A 16,592-nucleotide genomic window follows, 5' to 3' on the forward strand; every position below is an offset into this window, starting at 1 on the left:
TTGTACAAAAATAAACTTTTCTTACAGAAATCGAATACATTAAAATCAATTACAATTTCCGATAGGCCACAATTCCTCCAGTTAGGTTGGAAAGCTGAGTGAAACCGAATTTTTCTTTCAGTAAAGCGATTGCTTTCTGACTTCTCATTCCACTTTGACAATGCACAATGACCCGCTTGTTGCGCTGAATCAACGGCACAAATTCTTCCAATCGGGAAAGTGGCATAAGCTCACCACCGAGGTTGTCTAGTTCATATTCGTGGGGTTCACGGACATCAATCAATTGAAAATCAGTGCTATTATTAATCAATTCCTGAAATTCTTCAGGGGAAATATCGTTTTCTATATCGTTTGTAATTCCACAAAAAGCTTCGTAATCAATCAGTTGCGTAACGATTGGCCGTTCGGGAAGCTTGGGAATCCGAATCGTGCGACTAACCATCGAGAGGGCATCCATGACGAATAATTTTCCCGAAAGAACGTCTCCTATTCCCGTGATTAGCTTCAAAGCTTCGTTGGCTTGCAGGCAGCCGATAATGCCAGGTAACACGCCCAAGACCCCTGCTTCTGCGCAATTGGGGGCGAGTTCGGGTGGGGGAGGAGTCGGGAATAAATCGCGGTAGTTGGGGCCATTCTGGTAATTAAAAACGGCTACTTGTCCTTCAAAACGGTAAATAGCACCGTAAATCAAGGGTTTATTAAGGAGTAAACAGGCATCGTTGACCAAATACCGCGTGGGAAAGTTGTCAGAACCATCCACCACAAAATCGTACGGCTCAATGATGGAAAGTGAATTTTGGGAAGTGAGGTTTTCAAAATAGGGGTTTACTTGCACAAACGAATTGAGCGACTGTAACCGCTTTTGGGTTTCTTCCACCTTGGGTTTTCCTACCGACTCGCTGCCGTACATAACTTGGCGTTGCAGGTTGCTATCATCCACTCGGTCGCCATCCACAATACCCAATGTACCTACGCCTGCCGCCGCTAAGTACAGTAAAATGGGACTCCCCAGCCCACCGCACCCAATGACCAAAACGCGGGCCGCTTTTAGCTTTTGTTGGCCTTCGATTCCGAGGTCAGGAATGAGCAAATGTCGGCTGTAACGCCTTAGTTCTTCGGGAGTGAGCATAATGATGGAATTATAGTAACAAATGTTAAACCCCCAAACAAAAGTTCCATGAAAAAGCATTACTTTTGTGCCCTAATTCTGAAAAATAACTACGCAAAAATCATTTGTAAGATATGGAATTGTTGAAAGAGATTGCCAATTTCTCGGGTAAGTCAGGGTTGTATCGCATCCTTAAACCAGGACGCGGAGGGGTAATCGTAGAAAGTTTGGACGCAAAGCGTGAAAAATCAATGATTGGTGCTTCAGCGCGTGTTTCTGTTTTGAAAGATATTTCCATCTTTATGGCAGATACAGACCAAGCGACGCCACTTGCTACTGTTTTTGAAAATATTCACAGCAAATACCAAGGGGAAAGTCTTGACCCTAAAGCCATGTCAGATTACCAATTGGTGGACTTTATGACGTCGGTATTGCCAGGGTATGACACTGAGCGCGTGTATTTGTCGGATGTTCGTAAAATTATTTCTTGGTACAACATTCTTTTGGTTCAATTACCTCAAGTGTTTGAGCAAGCAGCCGAAGAACAACCAGCCGCCGAAACAGCCGAAGAAGAAGCTAAGTAAGCGACTTGAGAAAAAACGTAGAAGCCGTGACATCCATCACGGCTTTTTCTTTTGAGGAATTTTTATGAAAAAAGTACTCAATATATTAACCAACATGGGGCCGCGATACGTGGCCTTTCGTCTGTGGTACGAAGCCCGCCGCCGAACGGGCCTACTCAAAGCGGCTTTTCCTACGCAGCCCCCGTTGAAAACGTACTCGTCATTAGCTGCGTGGAAAAAATTGGACGTGCGGTTCTTTTTTGAGGCGAAAGAAAGCTTAGCGGAGGGCATGAGGCTTGCGGAGGAGGAACGACAGAAATTGATTGACCAACTCAACGAATACCGACAAGGTCGCCTTTTGATGTTTAGCGCCACGTACTACGAAGTGGCTGATTGGCTAACCAACCCCTCTAACGGCTACCGCTACGACGCCACTAAACACTGGACAGACATTCCTGATTTATCGCCTGTAGCGGGAGACATTAAATACGTGTGGGAAAAATCACGATTCGCGTTTTTGTATCCGTTGATTCGCGGTGATTTTTATTTGGGAGAAAACAATGCCGAAATTGTCTTTCAAGAAATAGAAAGCTGGATAGACGCAAATCCCATCAATTGTGGTCCCAATTGGCGTTGTAGCCAAGAAATTTCGCTGCGGGTGTTGAACTGGACTTTTGCGCTGCACTATTACAAAAATTCGTCAGCCCTGACGGAGGCGCGTTTTGAGAAACTCATGCACGTGCTGTACTGGCAAATGCGGCATGTAGAAGAAAATATTGATTTTTCACGCATTGCTGTACGCAATAACCACGCCATTACTGAAACCTTGGCGTTGTACCTCGTAGGTCTTCTGTATCCGTCTTTTCCCGATGCTCCGCGCTGGAAACAACGTGGGAAAAAATGGTTTGAAGAAGAAATCGCTTACCAAATCTACGAAGATGGGACGTTTTTACAGTTTTCGATGAATTATCATCGCGTTGTGATTCAGTTGCTTACGTGGGCAATTCGTTTGAGTGAACTTAATGGAGAATCGTTTTCGGAACGGGTATATCACCGTGCCAAAGCGTCGCTGGAGTTTCTACGCGTGTGCCAAGATACCCAAACGGGCTGGCTGCCCAATTATGGCAACAACGATGGCGCGTTGTTTTTTCCTCTCAATTCGGCGCACTACCGCGACTACCGCCCGCAATTGTCGGCGCTGGAGGCAGCATTAGGCGTTCCAACTCAAATGACGGAAGACTGTTTTTGGTTTGGAACAACAACGATTTCTCAACCCACTCAAAAACCATTTACAGGTACTTTTTCATTTGAAAAAGGGGGCTACTACGTCGTACGTGATGTGGATGAGAGTGTGACGTTTGTTCGATGTGGAGCGTACAAAGACCGCCCTTTTCAAGCAGATAACTTGCACTTAGATGTGTGGGTTAACGGTCAAAACCTGTTGCGAGATGCGGGCTCTTACTTGTACAATACCGATGAAAAATGGACGCGTTATTTTGCTGGAACGGCTTCTCATAATACCGTGATGCTCGGAACCTACGACCAAATGCAAAAAGGGCCTCGCTTTGTGTGGTATAATTGGGTGAAAGAAGCCACAGCCTCTTGGAAACAACAAGACAAAACATGGATTTTTGAGGGGCAAATTGAAGCTTTTGCGCAGGTAGGCAAAGGTATTATTCACCGTAGAAAGGTGCAGAAAAAGCAAGGTGAATTGGTTTGGGTAGTCGAAGACTGGCTAGAAAATGCACCTACTGACCTACCCATGCACCAAATTTGGCATCCGTCGGAGATAGCCGAGAATAGCGTTGAGTTGGCTGCTTTTGACAAACAGGGGAATCCATTGAGCATTTTGGAGGAAGAGGGTTGGTATTCTAGCCTTTACGGAAAGAAAGAAGCGTGTAAACGCTGGGTAATAAGTCATTCGGAGCATTACATCAAGACAGAGATTTTCGTCGAGAGCGGGTTTTGAGCAACCCAAATAAAAAAGCCCCGTGTTGAGGGTTGCTTACAACCCGAATTCTACGCCGAAAGTGGCTCACAACCCGAAATAAAAAAGCCGCTTACGATTTCGCAAGCGGCTTTTTTGTGGAAAACGAGGATGATTAATTTTCGCTTTCGTTGTTATCAATCGCCATATCGGCGGCTTTTTTGAACATATCTACGATGAGTGATACGCGGAAGGTATTTGCCAATGGGCTACCTTGCGTTTGTGGCATCAAATAGGCGAAGTCGATACCGTAACGTTGTTGGATACGTGCTCCGAAACCAACGGTAAAGTACTTACGGTTTCCTTTGATTCTAGCTTCATTGAAATAACCTGCACGTACGGCAAATACTTCGTTGTACCAATACTCCGCCCCTGCCGAAATCATGAATTCACGAAGTTCTTCGCTTGCGCCACCTGGTGCATCCGAAAACGAACTGAACATCGCCGCTATACTGCTACGGTTAGGGTCTTTGCCCTTAACAATATTGTCTGATGCATCACGAATTGGAGGCGTTGGAATCATCAGCTTGTTCAAGTCCATGGTAAACGTAATCTTATTGTAAGGGTCGATGTGGCGAGTCGCCGCTCCACCAAACTTAAATGTGGTAGGAATAAAGCCACTGTCAGTACCGCCATAGTTTACTTTCCCCCCAATGTTCTGAAGCATCAAGCCGAACGAATAACCCCAGCCTGTGCCAGTCCCTTCGTCGATATTTTCAGTTTGGTAAAAGGCACTCAAATCCCCCGCCGCAGTTGTACCAGGCTTGAGGGCTGAGTTACCCATTACCTGAACTCCTCCTCCGAGGTTCGAGTTGATGTATTTAAGGTTCAACCCCATCGAAAATTTATCGGTAAGCTTGCGTGAGTAAGCTACTGAAGCAAAAAATTCGTTGGAATAATAATTCCCAAGCAGTGTACCAAAGGTGTTACGCGCTTGGAACATACCATGGTCAAAATACATAAGGCTGACACCTACGGCTTGGTTTTTGCCAATTTTTTTGAAGCCAGACAGATATGCAAAATACATATCTTCAGTTACGTTGCGAAGCCATGGCGTATATGAAAAAGAGACTCCGTAGTTTTTGGTTGCTTGGGCTAATTTAGCTGCACCCCAGTACATAGCATTTGCATCTGGACTTAGGGCAGCACCTGCATCTCCCAACGCGGCGCTACGGGCATCAGGGGTAAAAGCAGCGAAGGGAACCGAAGCAATTACAGGGCCGCCAGTTGTATCTTGGCCAGTTATAACTTGAGAGAAAGATATGAAAGAAGTGCAAAGACCCATCACAAGAAAGACGGGAGAGGTTTTTCTTAGCATAAGGAAATGGAAGAAATGTGAATGTGTCAAGAGACGTACATTTATTTTAAAACACACAAAGATAGTAATTCCTATTTTCAAAATCTATTTTGGTTTTATTAACTTACCACCCACGGTTTGAGTCTGTTGGCGAGTAAGAGATTTCACAGCAATTCGAAACACATATACGCCAGCAGGTACAGGTTGGCGGTGTTGCGTAGCGGCGTTCCAAGTCATGGTGGTTAGGATAGCGTCCGAATTGTAAATGGTCTGTGTTTCGCTCCGTACCAAATTCCCACTGATGTCGAAAATTGTTGTTGTTACTTCGACATCTTCTCCTTCATTGACCAACTCTACTTGTAGGGTGGCTTGTTCTACAAACGGATTAGGATAGGCAATGACGTTTTTCACAATGGCCGATTCTTTGCCTACCTTAAACTTTAACGTTCCCTCACTCCAATTATTATATATATCCGCAACTTTTAAGCGAACTACATAGTCGCCCGCAGGGAGTTTTTTGAGTAAATAATTAATCCTGCCACTTTGATAACTGTCTTGATTTGCTGTGAAATAGTCGTTTACCAGTAGTGTCAAAGTATCGTTGAGGGTTAGACTTATGGGTTGAAGCAAATTGATACCGCTTTCGTCACTCAGGTTGGCAATTAGTAACGGACTATCATCTACTTGGCTTCCTTCTGCAAAATTTTGGTCGTTGAGGTAAAGCTGGACCACGGGCGGCTTGGTGTCGGGGTTAGAAAGTGCAGTGCCACCAACCCACACTTGGTTGGTACCTCCCAAGGCATCGGCGCTAGTGTCGGCTTTGACGGCATAGACTTGTATTAGCCCATTCCCAAGTTTTGTATCAATGTTTTTGGGGACAATAAAATCGACGACAAACAAGCCGTTTTTAACGCTTACTTGTCCTTCAAAAATCTTGCTTTTAAATTGCTTATAAGGCATTTTTGGGTCTTCGTTGCCGAGTGTCATGAGTTGATTTTCTTTGTCATAAACACTGATGTTTGCAACTCCATTGAAATCGTTCACGAGGAGATTCCCAAGTTTAATTTGACCGCTAATGCGCGCCTTTCCACCCGCTTTTAGGGTATCCTGAGTGGCGAGTTCTACGTTAAAATCGGGGTAATTGAGGCGTAAAGAAGGGTCGCCGAGAAGGGTGAAATTTCGGTTAAAAATCCCGCTAAAGCTTTTGTTTTTGGTCATTCGCATCAAATCACCTAAGCGCGGTACGTCCCCGCTGGTACGTTCGAGCGCACTTTCGTAAAAAGCTTCATTGAGTAAAAAATTGGTACTGGCATAGACTGGTCGTGCGGTGGTCAGCATGGCAATAGCGCCGCCTCTTGGACTCAAAACGGCCAATTCGGCTCCCGAAACTTCTCCTGGGTTATCATACCGCCCAAATTCACAAGTGGCTGTAATCATCAACGGTAAATTATCGAGATTTCGCCAATTTAGAATATTTTGAAGCGTAACAATCTGTTCATCAGCCCAAATGGAAATGCCGCCGTGCCCTGTGTAGTTCATAATCAATACGCCTTCGTCCACTAATCGGTCGATGGCCTTGCTTGCTTCGGGGGCGTGAATGGGGTTGCCAATTTGGGGAAAAGCATCGACATAGACCTTTTGAAGTTCGTAAGAGGCCGTCGTCGAGGCAATTTGCGTCGATAAGTTTTCGGCGTCTTGTTGGTGCAAATTGGCATCGCCGTCGTCGGCCACAAAAGCAATTTTTTGCCGCCACTTTCCACGCCCGCGTTTGGCTACATAACGGATTAATTTATTCACCACAGTTTCGGCTTCGGCAGTAGTTTTGACGGGCAACCGACCCACGCCAATGTCGAGTAAATGATTCCCACTAAAATCCTCAATCCATTCTCCATCAGTAGGTTTAAGAAAGCCAAAATAGTCGTCAGACGTAAAGCTCAGCACAGGATGCCCCGACTCGCGGCTTTCGTAGGACGGCACAAAATAGGTCATCTCAAGCGGAGAAAATGCCTTGAGGTTGTTTTTATAATCATAAGTTGCATCACCAAAAAGCAACAAATACTTGAGGGTATTGGGTTGGCGGTTGTTCAAAAACTTGGCATAATCACGAATAGCCGTTGGGTCAGCTTGTCCTGACGCAAACTCGTTATAGACTTGGTTTGTGGTGACGACGATGACGTCTAATCCATCATTTTGGCGGCGAAAAGTGGCAAGTCGTTGTGCCTGTTTAAGCCAGATAGGCGACGTGATGACCAGCAAATTAGGCGTGGCGACGGCATGGAGATTTTGATTTGAAATGGGTTGACTCGAAATGGGTGTCAATAACTGAGTTTCGGAAAAGGCCACGAACCGACGAAGTACTCTCCCCGAAGTCCCGAACAATGCCTCTGTTCCCGATAATCGAAATGACTGAGCCGCAGGTCGTTGTGGGTCGGTAACATCCCAAAGCTGCATTTGGGCAGTGGCTTGCCCTATTTGATAGCGAACCGAATCTTGGGTTAACGAAGCAAGAGATTGAAAAATAGTGGGTTGGGTGTATAAACGAAGGCTACGCTGAATTTGCAATCCAAAAAAATCTAAATACCCTTCAGCATTGGCTTGCCCTGCTTTGTCGAAGGTCAGGGAGGTAGTAACCCGCGTGGTTGCGTTGGAGAGTTGACCGTCATAGGTTTTTTGGGTGCGCAAACCTTTGGAATCATAACGGTAGTTCGTAACGGTTCCCATGGTTTGTTCGCCTAAGGTTTGTCCATTGACTCCCACTACAAATTTGGTAGTGACTTGCGCGGCGGCTACGCTGGCGACCGTCACTTTAACGGGGCTGTTGGGAAGTAAACCTTCTACATCGGCCGAAAAATCTTGGCGTGTTTGATTGCCAAAATACTCACCCCACCATTCTCTTCCCGACTGAACGCGGTTGTATATTTCACTTTCTCGGAAAATATAATCGTCAAAAGCTGTTTGTATTGTTCCCGAATTGCCAGAAGGGTAAGTTGGAAGGCGAAGCCCCGCTTGCGTAGCGTCTATTTGTAAAAAGTAAAAGGTAGTGTCGCTATACAGATTGAGTTGGTGTTCAAGGCGTTTTTCGGTTGTGTTGTAGCGAATTTCGTGCGGACTTTGTCCCCAAAACCAAAGGGCATCACCTTCGTCAAATTTGCCATCGTTTTCCCCTTTGACATAAACCGCATTTTCGGTTAAATCATTGGCCCTGTTTTGGGCATTTGATTGTGGAAGCATATAGCCACCGTTTCCAAATAGACGAAGGTTTTTTGGGTTAATATCGCTAGTGGCAATCCCCAGTTTTTTGAGAAATGGCGCGTCAATTCGATACACGCCTGTTTGTGTCACACCAATTTTAAACCACTTTCCAGTAGCAAGGGCCGAATTCTGATTTTGCCCCCAACTGGCAGTAGCCAGTAAAAGTAAAAATAGGAGGTGTTTTAGGGTTTTGGGTTTGAAGTTTGGCGTTTTGGGTTTGGAGTTTAGAGGGCTATTATTCCAAATTTTCCCCTTGTCACTCCGACGACAGGAGTAACCCAGCACCTTTCCAATAAAGCGATATGTGCGTAAAAATTTCACGAATAAGATGCTGCTTTTGTATATCGTTTCTCAAAGATAACTACAGTCGTTCTACCCAAGCATGGGCGGCGACCAAGTATTTTTTTTGCGAGGTTTTCTCTATACAAACGATGCGAGTGCGGCGCTGCGTGCCTCGGATAAAGACTTTTTGCTGTAATCGAAATGCTTGCCCTTCCGACAACTCACTTACCATGACCAAATCTGAATGCGGCGCATCCACGTTTTTGATGGCCTGCATGAGTGGTAAGAAAGTCCCCGTAGATGCGGTTGGATTGTGGGAATATAGCATAAGCGGGGACAAAATCGACGCGGGAAACGTTTGTTCGTTCAGGGTAGGCAGCAATAAAGCACGAAAATGCGTTTTCCATGCTTTTCCGTGCGGAGGTTGGCGGCGTTTGTACGAACGATACACTTCAAGGTGGGCGATTTCGTGCAGGTAAGTGATGAGGAAATTGTAAGGATTGAGGTTGTTATTGACTGTAATTCGCTCACGTTGATTGGGTTTTGCCGTAAAATCGCCCAGACGCGTATGGCGAGGACGAGTCACCACAAAATCAAACTGATAACGTTCCCATAGGTCGTAGCAATAGGCTACTGAAGGGGTTGGAACGTGGCGTTCCAGGATGTTCCACATCGCTAATCTCGCTTCCACCGATAATTTGTTGGTTTAACTGACAACAAACAAACGCTAAATTCTGCATTTTTGCCTGTCGAACCAAGCGTTTGCGTTTTATGTTCTGTAAACACAAAATAAACATATAAAGTTAAGTTACCATGAATCACGGACAAGAATTTAGAAAGTACGCAGTAAAACACCTTGGCATGAATGGCCTCACGGTAGATGGATATGTGAACCACACCGTTGAAAATATGACCCGCGCTATCATCGAAGAGCGCCCCATGAACTTCCGTGAAGTAGATGTATTTTCGCGTTTGATGGCCGACCGTATCATTTTCTTTGGTATGCCTGTTGATGACCAAATCGCGAATATCGTTGTGGCGCAGTTGTTGTTTTTAGAATCGGCTGATCCTAAGAAAGATATTTTGATGTATATCAACAGCCCAGGTGGGTCGGTATATGCAGGTTTGGGTATTTATGACACGATGCAGTACGTGCGTCCCGACGTAGCCACGGTATGTACAAGCTTGGCGGCGTCGATGGGAGCGGTACTGTTGGCGGGTGGTGCTGCTGGCAAGCGTGCGGCACTTCCACACGCTCGTATCATGATTCACCAGCCGTCGGGTGGGGCACAAGGCCAATCGGTTGACATTGAAATCACAGCCCGCGAAATCGTGAAATTGCGTGGAGAGTTGTACGAAATTTTGGCAAACCACACAGGTCAGACGATGGAAACAATCGAAAGAGACTCTGATCGCGACAAGTGGATGCGTGCCGAAGAAGCCAAAGCTTACGGTCTTATCGACGAAGTTTTGGTAAGAGAGAAATAAGCTATCAGCTTTGTAATGAGCGCCAGTGGGTTATGAACCTACTGGCGTTTGTTGTTTTCTGACCAAAACACCGTTGCCTAAGTTGGCCCTTTGGCTGTAAACTGCTAACTCCTCATTACCTTTGCAGCATGTATCAGAATTATCATTTTTTGCGGCAGTTAAGCCAGGCGTTGCGGCCGTTGGTAGTTGGGTTGAAGTTCATGGAATGTTTCAGCCAAGAGAAAGACGAGTTGGTGATTGTCTTGGCACACGCCCGAGGCAAAAACAATTATTATCGTCCGTTTTTTCTCCGTGCTACCCTTCGCCCTGATTTTGCTTGCTTGCATTTTCCCGAAGATTTTAGCCGCGCTCGCCACAATAGCGTTGACTTGTTTGAGACATTGTATGATTTGGAAGTGGTTGATGTGCGTCAATTTCAGAATGAGCGCGCGTTTGGGTTGGTGTTGGAGAATAATTACACCTTGGTTTTTAAACTCTTTGGTAATCGCTCCAATGCGGTGTTGTTCGAGGAAGAAACTGTGATTGATGTATTTCATAACAAACTCGTGTCAGATAATACCTTGCAACTAGCAAAACTCGACCGCGAACTCGACCAATCTTGGGAGGCATTTGAAGCGGCAGGGTACGATCATCGGAAGCTCTTCCCTACTTTTGGAAAGGAAGTAAATGCGTATTTAACCCCCTTGCCCTGCGAGGATTCGACCCCAACGGGGAAATTGGCTTGGCAAGTAATTCAAGAGGTACTTCAAAAGCTGGAGCAGCCAACGTATTATATTTCTACGTGGCAGTACCAAATTACGTTTTCGCTGGTGCCGCTGGGTGAGGTCATTCGCAGTCATACCAATCCGATTGAAGCCCTAAACGATTTTTATACTACTTACAATCGGATTGGGGTCATTTCCAAAGAGAAATCGGAGGCAGTTCGGGTGCTTCAAAAGCGAATTCAACGCACTGAAAATTATTTGGAAGAAGCCTTTCAAAAACTGGTAACGGTGGATGGCGATGTGAAAAATGAGGAAATTGGGCATATTTTGATGGCAAACCTGCACCAAATTCCCGAGCGTGCCGAACGAGTTACCTTATTTGATTTTTATCGAGATCGAGATATTGAGATCAAACTCAAGTCTGATCTTTCTCCCCAACGAAACGCCGAAACGTATTACCGAAAGGCAAAAAACGAACGGATTGAAATAGATAAACTGCAAGAAAACATTGCGCTGCGTGAGGGTGAGTTGGAAGACTTAAAGAACCACTTGCAAGAAATAGAGGCGTTTGAATCGTTGAAGTTGTTGCGTAAATATTTGAAAAACAACAGTCTGCTGACCGATGCTCCCATCCTTTCTCCAACCCAGTTATTCAAACATACCGAATACGAAGGGTACGTGATTTTGATTGGAAAAAATGCCAAAAACAACGACCTTCTCACTAAAAAATACGCCTATAAAGAAGACTTATGGCTGCACGCCCGCGATGTATCGGGCTCGCACGTAGTCATCAAGTACAAGGCGGGTCGTAAAATTCCGAACAGCGTCATCGAACGGGCTGCTCAAATCGCGGCTTGGTATTCCAAACGCCGCAACGAAACGCTTTGTCCTGTGATAGTTACTCCTAAAAAATTTGTGCGTAAGCCCAAAGGGCTGCCAGAAGGCGAAGTCGTGCTTGACAAAGAGGAAGTTGTGATGGTAGAGCCGCGTGGTTTGTAACTTCGATGGCTTGATAATTGGAGTAGAAAATGATATTTTTGTTTAGGTATCACACAACGTAGAAAGAAATGAAGGTAATGACACAAGTTGAATTTATACAAACATTTAATGCTTTCTCTGCGAAAGAAAGATTGGCGATTGCCAAAAAAATCCAGTTGCAAATGGCAGATGAGTTGTTTGAAGAACTAGATGCCGATTTGCCTGATTTGGATATTTCGACAGCTGAGATTCAAAAGGAGATAAAAGCATTCCGTAATGCGAAAAAAGATTAGGATTGTAGTTGATGCTAACTGGTATATTTCGGCTTGTATCAGTAGAAATTCTCGTAAAACGCTGTATTACAGGGTTTTTAAAAACTCACATCTTCAGGTGTATTATTCTAAAGAACTACTGCGTGAGTTTGAAGGGGTTATTTCTCGAAAGAAATTTTCAAAAATTATTCTACCAAATCAAGTAATCAGATTTATCTCTCTGGCAACGTTGTTTCTAAAAGAAGTAAAGATTACCTCAATTCCTTCTGTAGTGAGGGATGCAAATGACGACTATTTATTAGGAATATGTGAGGCGTGTGATGCTCATTTTTTGGTAACAGGAGATGAGGATTTACTGAGTTTGGAGACCTATCAAAACACTACGATTGTTACTATGGGTCAATTTATTAAGCTCTTAGCCATACTTTGACTATTCGTTACTTGTAAGTTGAGCATCAATACAATCAACCGCCTATATTTTGTGCCATTGCGTGGTTTATAACCGCATCGACGATTGTCTAATCCGTAACTCTCCTCGCATTTTTTTGGTAATGGGGCTAAATGTGTCTCGGTGAATGATATTATCAATCAGCAGGGAAGCAGCGGTTTCGCCCATTTCAAACGGAAAAAGGTGAAAGACCGTCAGTGAAGGCTCAATCAGCTCGGCGATGAGTTCATCCCCGAAACCTACAACGGCGATTTCGGCGGGAATTTGAATTTTACGATGTTTGAGTTCTACCAAAAGCTCAATGGCATTGCCGTAATGAACGGCAAAAATCCCGTCGGGAGGTTCTGGAAGTGAAAGCCAATGGTTAAGCGCCGCCAACGACTCGCTTTGCTTAAATTCAGTGTGATAAATCAGGGTGTCATCGAGAGGAAGCCCATAGTGGTGCAGTGCGGCTTTGTAGCCTTCCAAACGTGTTTGGCTAATTAATAATTGGGGCGGTCCTGCGCAAACGGCAATTCGGCGACAACCCTGCTGGATGAGGTGCTCCACCAACGCAAAACTTCCTTCAAAATCTTCTTGAACCACTTTGGCCGTTTCTACTTCGTTGCAAACGCGGTCGAAGTGGACAATCGGAAGCCCTTTTTTGAGTTGTAAACGAATGTGTTCAAACGAGGTCGTTTCTTTGGAATGACTGATCAACAAACCATCCACCCGACTGGCGATTAAGGCTTGTACGTTGAGGGTTTCGGTCGAATGTGATTCGTTTGACTGACAAATCATCACGCGATAGCCTGCTTCCGTCGCTACGTTTTGAATCCCTGCCAACACTCCCGCAAAAAAAGGCCGTTCGATGTTGGGAATCACCACCCCAATCGTGTGGGTTTCGCCACGGTGAAGGCTCTGTGCCAGTAGATTAGGTCGGTAATCCATTTCATTGGCAACCCGTAAAATCTCTTGTCGCGTCAAAGAATTGATGTCGGTGCTACCATTCAAAGCCCGCGATACAGTAGAAGGAGCTACTCCGAGCGACTTTGCAATGTCGATAATGGTGGTTTGGCGAGCCGTTTTTTGTGGCAAAGCTGCTGGTAATTCCACCGTAAAATGTACTTGACAGGTTTTGCAATAAAATCGCTGACGCCCTCTCAAAAAGCCAGCTTTCACTACTTCTGAAGTCGATTGGCATTGTTTACACTCCACCATATAATTGTCTTTTTTTAAGTTAGCTCCAAAGCGAGCCTAGCGACTGCATTATCATTGAGATTAGAAGAGAATACTTTAATTGCACAAAAATATATAAATTTAGTAATAAAAAAATACCTATCGGTGGCGTTTTCGGAAACGTTTTCGATAGGTATTTTAGGCTTTTTTTTAAAACAACACAGTAAATAACTTGGTGAAATGGGCTTGTTGTAGTAACATTAGCTTAGAATTAAACGAGAACAATTTGTAATAAGTGTTTCTCTCTCAGTGCTTTTCTGTATAGAATTGTACTTTTTTAGGAAGTCGATTTAGAAAATACCTTTTATCCCAAGCCTTTTTATGTCAACCACATCTCAACCCTCTGTTTCAAGAAGAAAATTTCTTGAACTGACTGCCAAAGGAGCGGCAGCATCAACGGTCATTGGCGTGCCAACGATTGTACCTGCTTCGGTTTTTGGTAAAAATGCCCCAAGTAACAAAATCAACATTGGCCAAATTGGTTGTGGGCGTATCGGCCGTGACCACGACATGGTCGGCACGATGCAGCACGATGCCGCACGGATGATTGCGGTGTGCGATTTGGATAAAAACCGTTTGGTGGATGGTAAAAAATTGGTTGAAAGTTATTATGCCAAAAAAACGGGTAATGCCAATTACGTGGATGCCAAAATGTACGACGATTACCGTGAAATGTTGCTCAACAAAGACATTGATGCGGTGATTATCAGTACGCCCGACCACTGGCACTCGCAACCTGCGATTGAGGCGGCTTTGGCTGGAAAAGATGTGTATTTGCAAAAACCGACCTCGTTGACCATTGCGGAAGGACGAATGTTGAGCGATATTATTCAGAAAAAAGGTACCGTGCTTCAGGTGGGTACGCAACAACGTTCGTCTCCACAGTTTCGGATTGCGGCGGAGTTGGTTCGGAATGGTCGTATCGGAAAGCTTCACACCGTAAAAGTGGGACTTCCAGGCGACCCATCGGGGCCAGCAGCACCTGCGATGCCTGTGCCTACGGGCTTCAATTATGACATGTGGCTAGGTTCTACTCCCGAAGTCCCCTACACCGAAATAGGGGTGCATCCCCAAAAAGGCTACGGACGTCCAGGTTGGTTGCGCCTTGAGCAGTATGGTGCGGGAATGATTACGGGCTGGGGACAGCATCACTTCGACTCGGCGGCGTGGGGAATGGACACCGAACTCACAGGGCCAATTTCGGTACAAGCCGTGGCGGAGTTTCCAAAATCGGGCTTGTGGAACGTTCACGGAGATTTTATGGTGAAAGCCGAATACGCCAACGGTATCACGATGTACACCAGCGGAGGCTTCCCAAATGGCATTCGTTATGAGGGAACTGAAGGTTGGATTTGGGTGTCACGCGGTGACTATGTGGCTTCCGCGAGTGATCCTGTATCGAAAGAGAAGAGTAGTAAAGCGTTGGATGCCAGCGATCCGAAAATTCTTACGTCGGTCATTGGTGAAAATGAAATCCACCTCTACAAAAGCGATGAGCAACACGGCAACTGGCTCGAATGTATCAAAACGCGCAAGGCTCCTATTTCGCCCGTAGAAATTGGCCACCGTGCTTGTTCGGTGTGCCTCATTAGCCACATTGCGATGAAATTGCCACGTAAATTGCAGTGGGATCCTAAAATCGAACGTTTTGTGAACGACAAGGAAGCCAATGCGATGTTGAGCCGTCCTCAGCGCAAACCATACGGAACTACAAATATCAAAATGTAATGTAATGTGTGTCGGGTTTCTTAAAACCCGACCTTTTAAGAATAAAAAAGATGAAAAAGAAACCTAATCAACGCCGTACCTTTTTGAAGGAGTCGATTGCCTCAGCCGCAGGAATGATGGCCTTACCAATGCTTCCTTCGATGGCTTATGGGAACATAATCACCGAGACGGTTGCTCCCATCGTTGTTCCTCAATACGATACACCTCGCATCAAGTTTTCGGTCATTGGAATGAACCATGGTCATATTTATGGTCAAGTGGAGGCGGTAGTTCGTGGAGGCGGAGAATTGGTTTCGTTTTATGCCAAAGAACCTGATTTGGTAGCGGCGTTTGCGAAACGTTTTCCCAAGGCAAAACTGGCGTCTAGCGAAAAAGAAATTTTGGACGATAAATCTATTCAGTTGGTACTGAGTTCAATCATTGCCAACGAACGCGCTCCGTTGGGGATTCGGGTGATGAAAAGCGGAAAAGATTATATGTCGGATAAGCCTGGAATAACGACGCTTGAACAACTGGCTGAAGTGCGCAAAGTACAGAAGCAAACGGGTCGTATTTATTCTATTATGTACAGCGAACGTCTCGAAAATCGAGCAACCGTAAAAGCAGGAGAACTGGTAAAAGCAGGGGCAATCGGCAAAGTCATTCAAACCATTGGCATGGGGCCACACCGCATGAATCCAAAAACGCGCCCAGAGTGGTTCTTTAACAAAGAACAGTTTGGCGGTATTATTTGTGACATTGCGTCTCATCAGTTTGACCAGTTTTTATTTTTTACGGATTCTACACAGGGCGAAATTGTTGCTTCGCAAATTGGAAATACAAACCACCCTCAATATCCTAATTTTGAGGATTTCGGCGATGTGATGTTACGCGGTAATGGCGGTATGGGCTACATCCGCGTGGACTGGTTTACTCCCGACGGGCTCAATACTTGGGGAGATGGCCGCTTGACGATTTTAGGAACGGAAGGCTTTATTGAGATTCGTAAGAATACAGACATTGGTGGTCGTTCGGGAGGAAATCACCTGTTTTTAGTAGATCAAAAGGAAACCCGTTACATTGACTGTACGCAGCAAGATTTACCCTACGGTCGTTTGTTGGTGGACGACGTCCTGAACCGTACTGAAACGGCCATGCCGCAGGCGCATTGCCTTCTAGCGATGGAGTTGGCCATCAAAGCGCAGAAAAATGCCCAAAAAATTACCCTAAAGAAGTAAGTTCAACTAACCCAAGTCCCGTAAACCTATGAGGTTTCTAAAACCTTATA

Annotated in this window: 13 protein-coding genes; 8 read left to right on the forward strand and 5 right to left on the reverse strand. The window is 45.2% G+C overall.

Features of this window, described 5'->3' with window-relative positions; genetic code table 11:
* Nucleotides 1–49: 49 nt before the first annotated feature.
* The gene (gene moeB, locus AC23P2_RS12440; protein ID WP_487773495.1) at nucleotides 50–1,129 is read right to left on the reverse strand and encodes a molybdopterin-synthase adenylyltransferase MoeB; all 1,080 of its coding nucleotides are present in this window, start codon (nucleotides 1,127–1,129) and stop codon (nucleotides 50–52) included.
* A gap of 113 nt (nucleotides 1,130–1,242) precedes the next feature.
* Between moeB and AC23P2_RS12445 the strand changes: the two genes are divergently transcribed.
* Both AC23P2_RS12445 and AC23P2_RS12450 read left to right on the forward strand, forming a co-directional pair.
* Nucleotides 1,243–1,692, forward strand: a complete 450-nt coding sequence (locus AC23P2_RS12445) for a DUF5606 family protein (RefSeq protein ID WP_487773496.1) — start codon at nucleotides 1,243–1,245, stop codon at nucleotides 1,690–1,692.
* Between the two features lie 64 nt (nucleotides 1,693–1,756).
* Complete coding sequence (locus AC23P2_RS12450) at nucleotides 1,757–3,640, forward strand: heparinase II/III family protein (protein WP_487773497.1); 1,884 nt, start codon at nucleotides 1,757–1,759, stop codon at nucleotides 3,638–3,640.
* Nucleotides 3,641–3,773: 133 nt separating this feature from the next.
* Here AC23P2_RS12450 and porV read toward each other — a convergent pair whose 3' ends face one another.
* The 3 genes from porV to AC23P2_RS12465 all read right to left on the reverse strand — a co-directional run bounded on the left by porV (nucleotide 3,774) and on the right by AC23P2_RS12465 (nucleotide 9,162).
* Nucleotides 3,774–4,976 carry a type IX secretion system outer membrane channel protein PorV gene (gene porV / locus AC23P2_RS12455; protein ID WP_487773498.1) on the reverse strand — a complete coding sequence of 401 codons (1,203 nt, stop codon included), beginning with the start codon at nucleotides 4,974–4,976 and terminating at the stop codon, nucleotides 3,774–3,776.
* Between the two features lie 84 nt (nucleotides 4,977–5,060).
* Entirely contained in the window at nucleotides 5,061–8,528 is a 3,468-nt protein-coding gene (gene porU, locus AC23P2_RS12460; RefSeq protein ID WP_487773499.1) for a type IX secretion system sortase PorU, read from the reverse strand.
* Nucleotides 8,529–8,568: 40 nt separating this feature from the next.
* A complete protein-coding gene (locus AC23P2_RS12465) occupies nucleotides 8,569–9,162 on the reverse strand; it encodes a sprT domain-containing protein (RefSeq protein WP_487773500.1) in 594 nt (197 codons plus the stop codon).
* Between the two features lie 140 nt (nucleotides 9,163–9,302).
* Here AC23P2_RS12465 and AC23P2_RS12470 point away from each other — a divergent pair, with 140 nt between their 5' ends.
* From AC23P2_RS12470 to AC23P2_RS12485, 4 genes are all read left to right on the forward strand, one after another.
* A complete protein-coding gene (locus AC23P2_RS12470) occupies nucleotides 9,303–9,977 on the forward strand; it encodes a ClpP family protease (protein ID WP_487773501.1) in 675 nt (224 codons plus the stop codon).
* Nucleotides 9,978–10,105: 128 nt separating this feature from the next.
* A complete protein-coding gene (locus AC23P2_RS12475; RefSeq protein WP_487773502.1) occupies nucleotides 10,106–11,680 on the forward strand; it encodes an NFACT RNA binding domain-containing protein in 1,575 nt (524 codons plus the stop codon).
* 68 nt (nucleotides 11,681–11,748) lie between these two features.
* Nucleotides 11,749–11,952 carry a hypothetical protein gene (locus AC23P2_RS12480; RefSeq protein WP_487773503.1) on the forward strand — a complete coding sequence of 68 codons (204 nt, stop codon included), beginning with the start codon at nucleotides 11,749–11,751 and terminating at the stop codon, nucleotides 11,950–11,952.
* The gene (locus AC23P2_RS12485; RefSeq protein WP_487773504.1) at nucleotides 11,936–12,361 is read left to right on the forward strand and encodes a putative toxin-antitoxin system toxin component, PIN family; all 426 of its coding nucleotides are present in this window, start codon (nucleotides 11,936–11,938) and stop codon (nucleotides 12,359–12,361) included. The genes AC23P2_RS12480 and AC23P2_RS12485 overlap by 17 nt, the downstream gene beginning before the upstream one ends.
* Before the next feature lie 66 nt (nucleotides 12,362–12,427).
* On the opposite strand, the gene AC23P2_RS12490 is transcribed toward AC23P2_RS12485, so the two are convergent.
* Complete coding sequence (locus AC23P2_RS12490; protein WP_487773505.1) at nucleotides 12,428–13,579, reverse strand: LacI family DNA-binding transcriptional regulator; 1,152 nt, start codon at nucleotides 13,577–13,579, stop codon at nucleotides 12,428–12,430.
* A 339-nt stretch (nucleotides 13,580–13,918) separates the two neighbouring features.
* Between AC23P2_RS12490 and AC23P2_RS12495 the strand changes: the two genes are divergently transcribed.
* Together AC23P2_RS12495 and AC23P2_RS12500 are read left to right on the forward strand one after the other, a co-directional pair.
* Nucleotides 13,919–15,325, forward strand: a complete 1,407-nt coding sequence (locus AC23P2_RS12495) for a Gfo/Idh/MocA family protein (RefSeq protein ID WP_487773506.1) — start codon at nucleotides 13,919–13,921, stop codon at nucleotides 15,323–15,325.
* Between the two features lie 50 nt (nucleotides 15,326–15,375).
* Nucleotides 15,376–16,542: a Gfo/Idh/MocA family protein gene (locus AC23P2_RS12500; RefSeq protein ID WP_487773507.1), complete on the forward strand. Its 1,167-nt coding sequence runs from the start codon at nucleotides 15,376–15,378 to the stop codon at nucleotides 16,540–16,542.
* Nucleotides 16,543–16,592 lie beyond the last annotated feature (50 nt).

The sequence above is a fragment of the Runella sp. R0.1_18 genome (assembly GCF_057652155.1).

Bases quoted from the DNA above. Each gene is read 5' to 3' on its own strand.
- moeB (WP_487773495.1), bottom strand. From the start codon at position 1,129: ATGCTCACTCCCGAAGAACTAAGGCGTTACAGCCGACATTTGCTCATT.
- AC23P2_RS12445 (WP_487773496.1), top strand. From the start codon at position 1,243: ATGGAATTGTTGAAAGAGATTGCCAATTTCTCGGGTAAGTCAGGGTTG.
- AC23P2_RS12450 (WP_487773497.1), top strand. From the start codon at position 1,757: ATGAAAAAAGTACTCAATATATTAACCAACATGGGGCCGCGATACGTG.
- porV (WP_487773498.1), bottom strand. From the start codon at position 4,976: ATGCTAAGAAAAACCTCTCCCGTCTTTCTTGTGATGGGTCTTTGCACT.
- AC23P2_RS12465 (WP_487773500.1), bottom strand. From the start codon at position 9,162: ATGTGGAACATCCTGGAACGCCACGTTCCAACCCCTTCAGTAGCCTAT.
- AC23P2_RS12470 (WP_487773501.1), top strand. From the start codon at position 9,303: ATGAATCACGGACAAGAATTTAGAAAGTACGCAGTAAAACACCTTGGC.
- AC23P2_RS12475 (WP_487773502.1), top strand. From the start codon at position 10,106: ATGTATCAGAATTATCATTTTTTGCGGCAGTTAAGCCAGGCGTTGCGG.
- AC23P2_RS12480 (WP_487773503.1), top strand. From the start codon at position 11,749: ATGAAGGTAATGACACAAGTTGAATTTATACAAACATTTAATGCTTTC.
- AC23P2_RS12485 (WP_487773504.1), top strand. From the start codon at position 11,936: ATGCGAAAAAAGATTAGGATTGTAGTTGATGCTAACTGGTATATTTCG.
- AC23P2_RS12490 (WP_487773505.1), bottom strand. From the start codon at position 13,579: ATGGTGGAGTGTAAACAATGCCAATCGACTTCAGAAGTAGTGAAAGCT.
- AC23P2_RS12495 (WP_487773506.1), top strand. From the start codon at position 13,919: ATGTCAACCACATCTCAACCCTCTGTTTCAAGAAGAAAATTTCTTGAA.
- AC23P2_RS12500 (WP_487773507.1), top strand. From the start codon at position 15,376: ATGAAAAAGAAACCTAATCAACGCCGTACCTTTTTGAAGGAGTCGATT.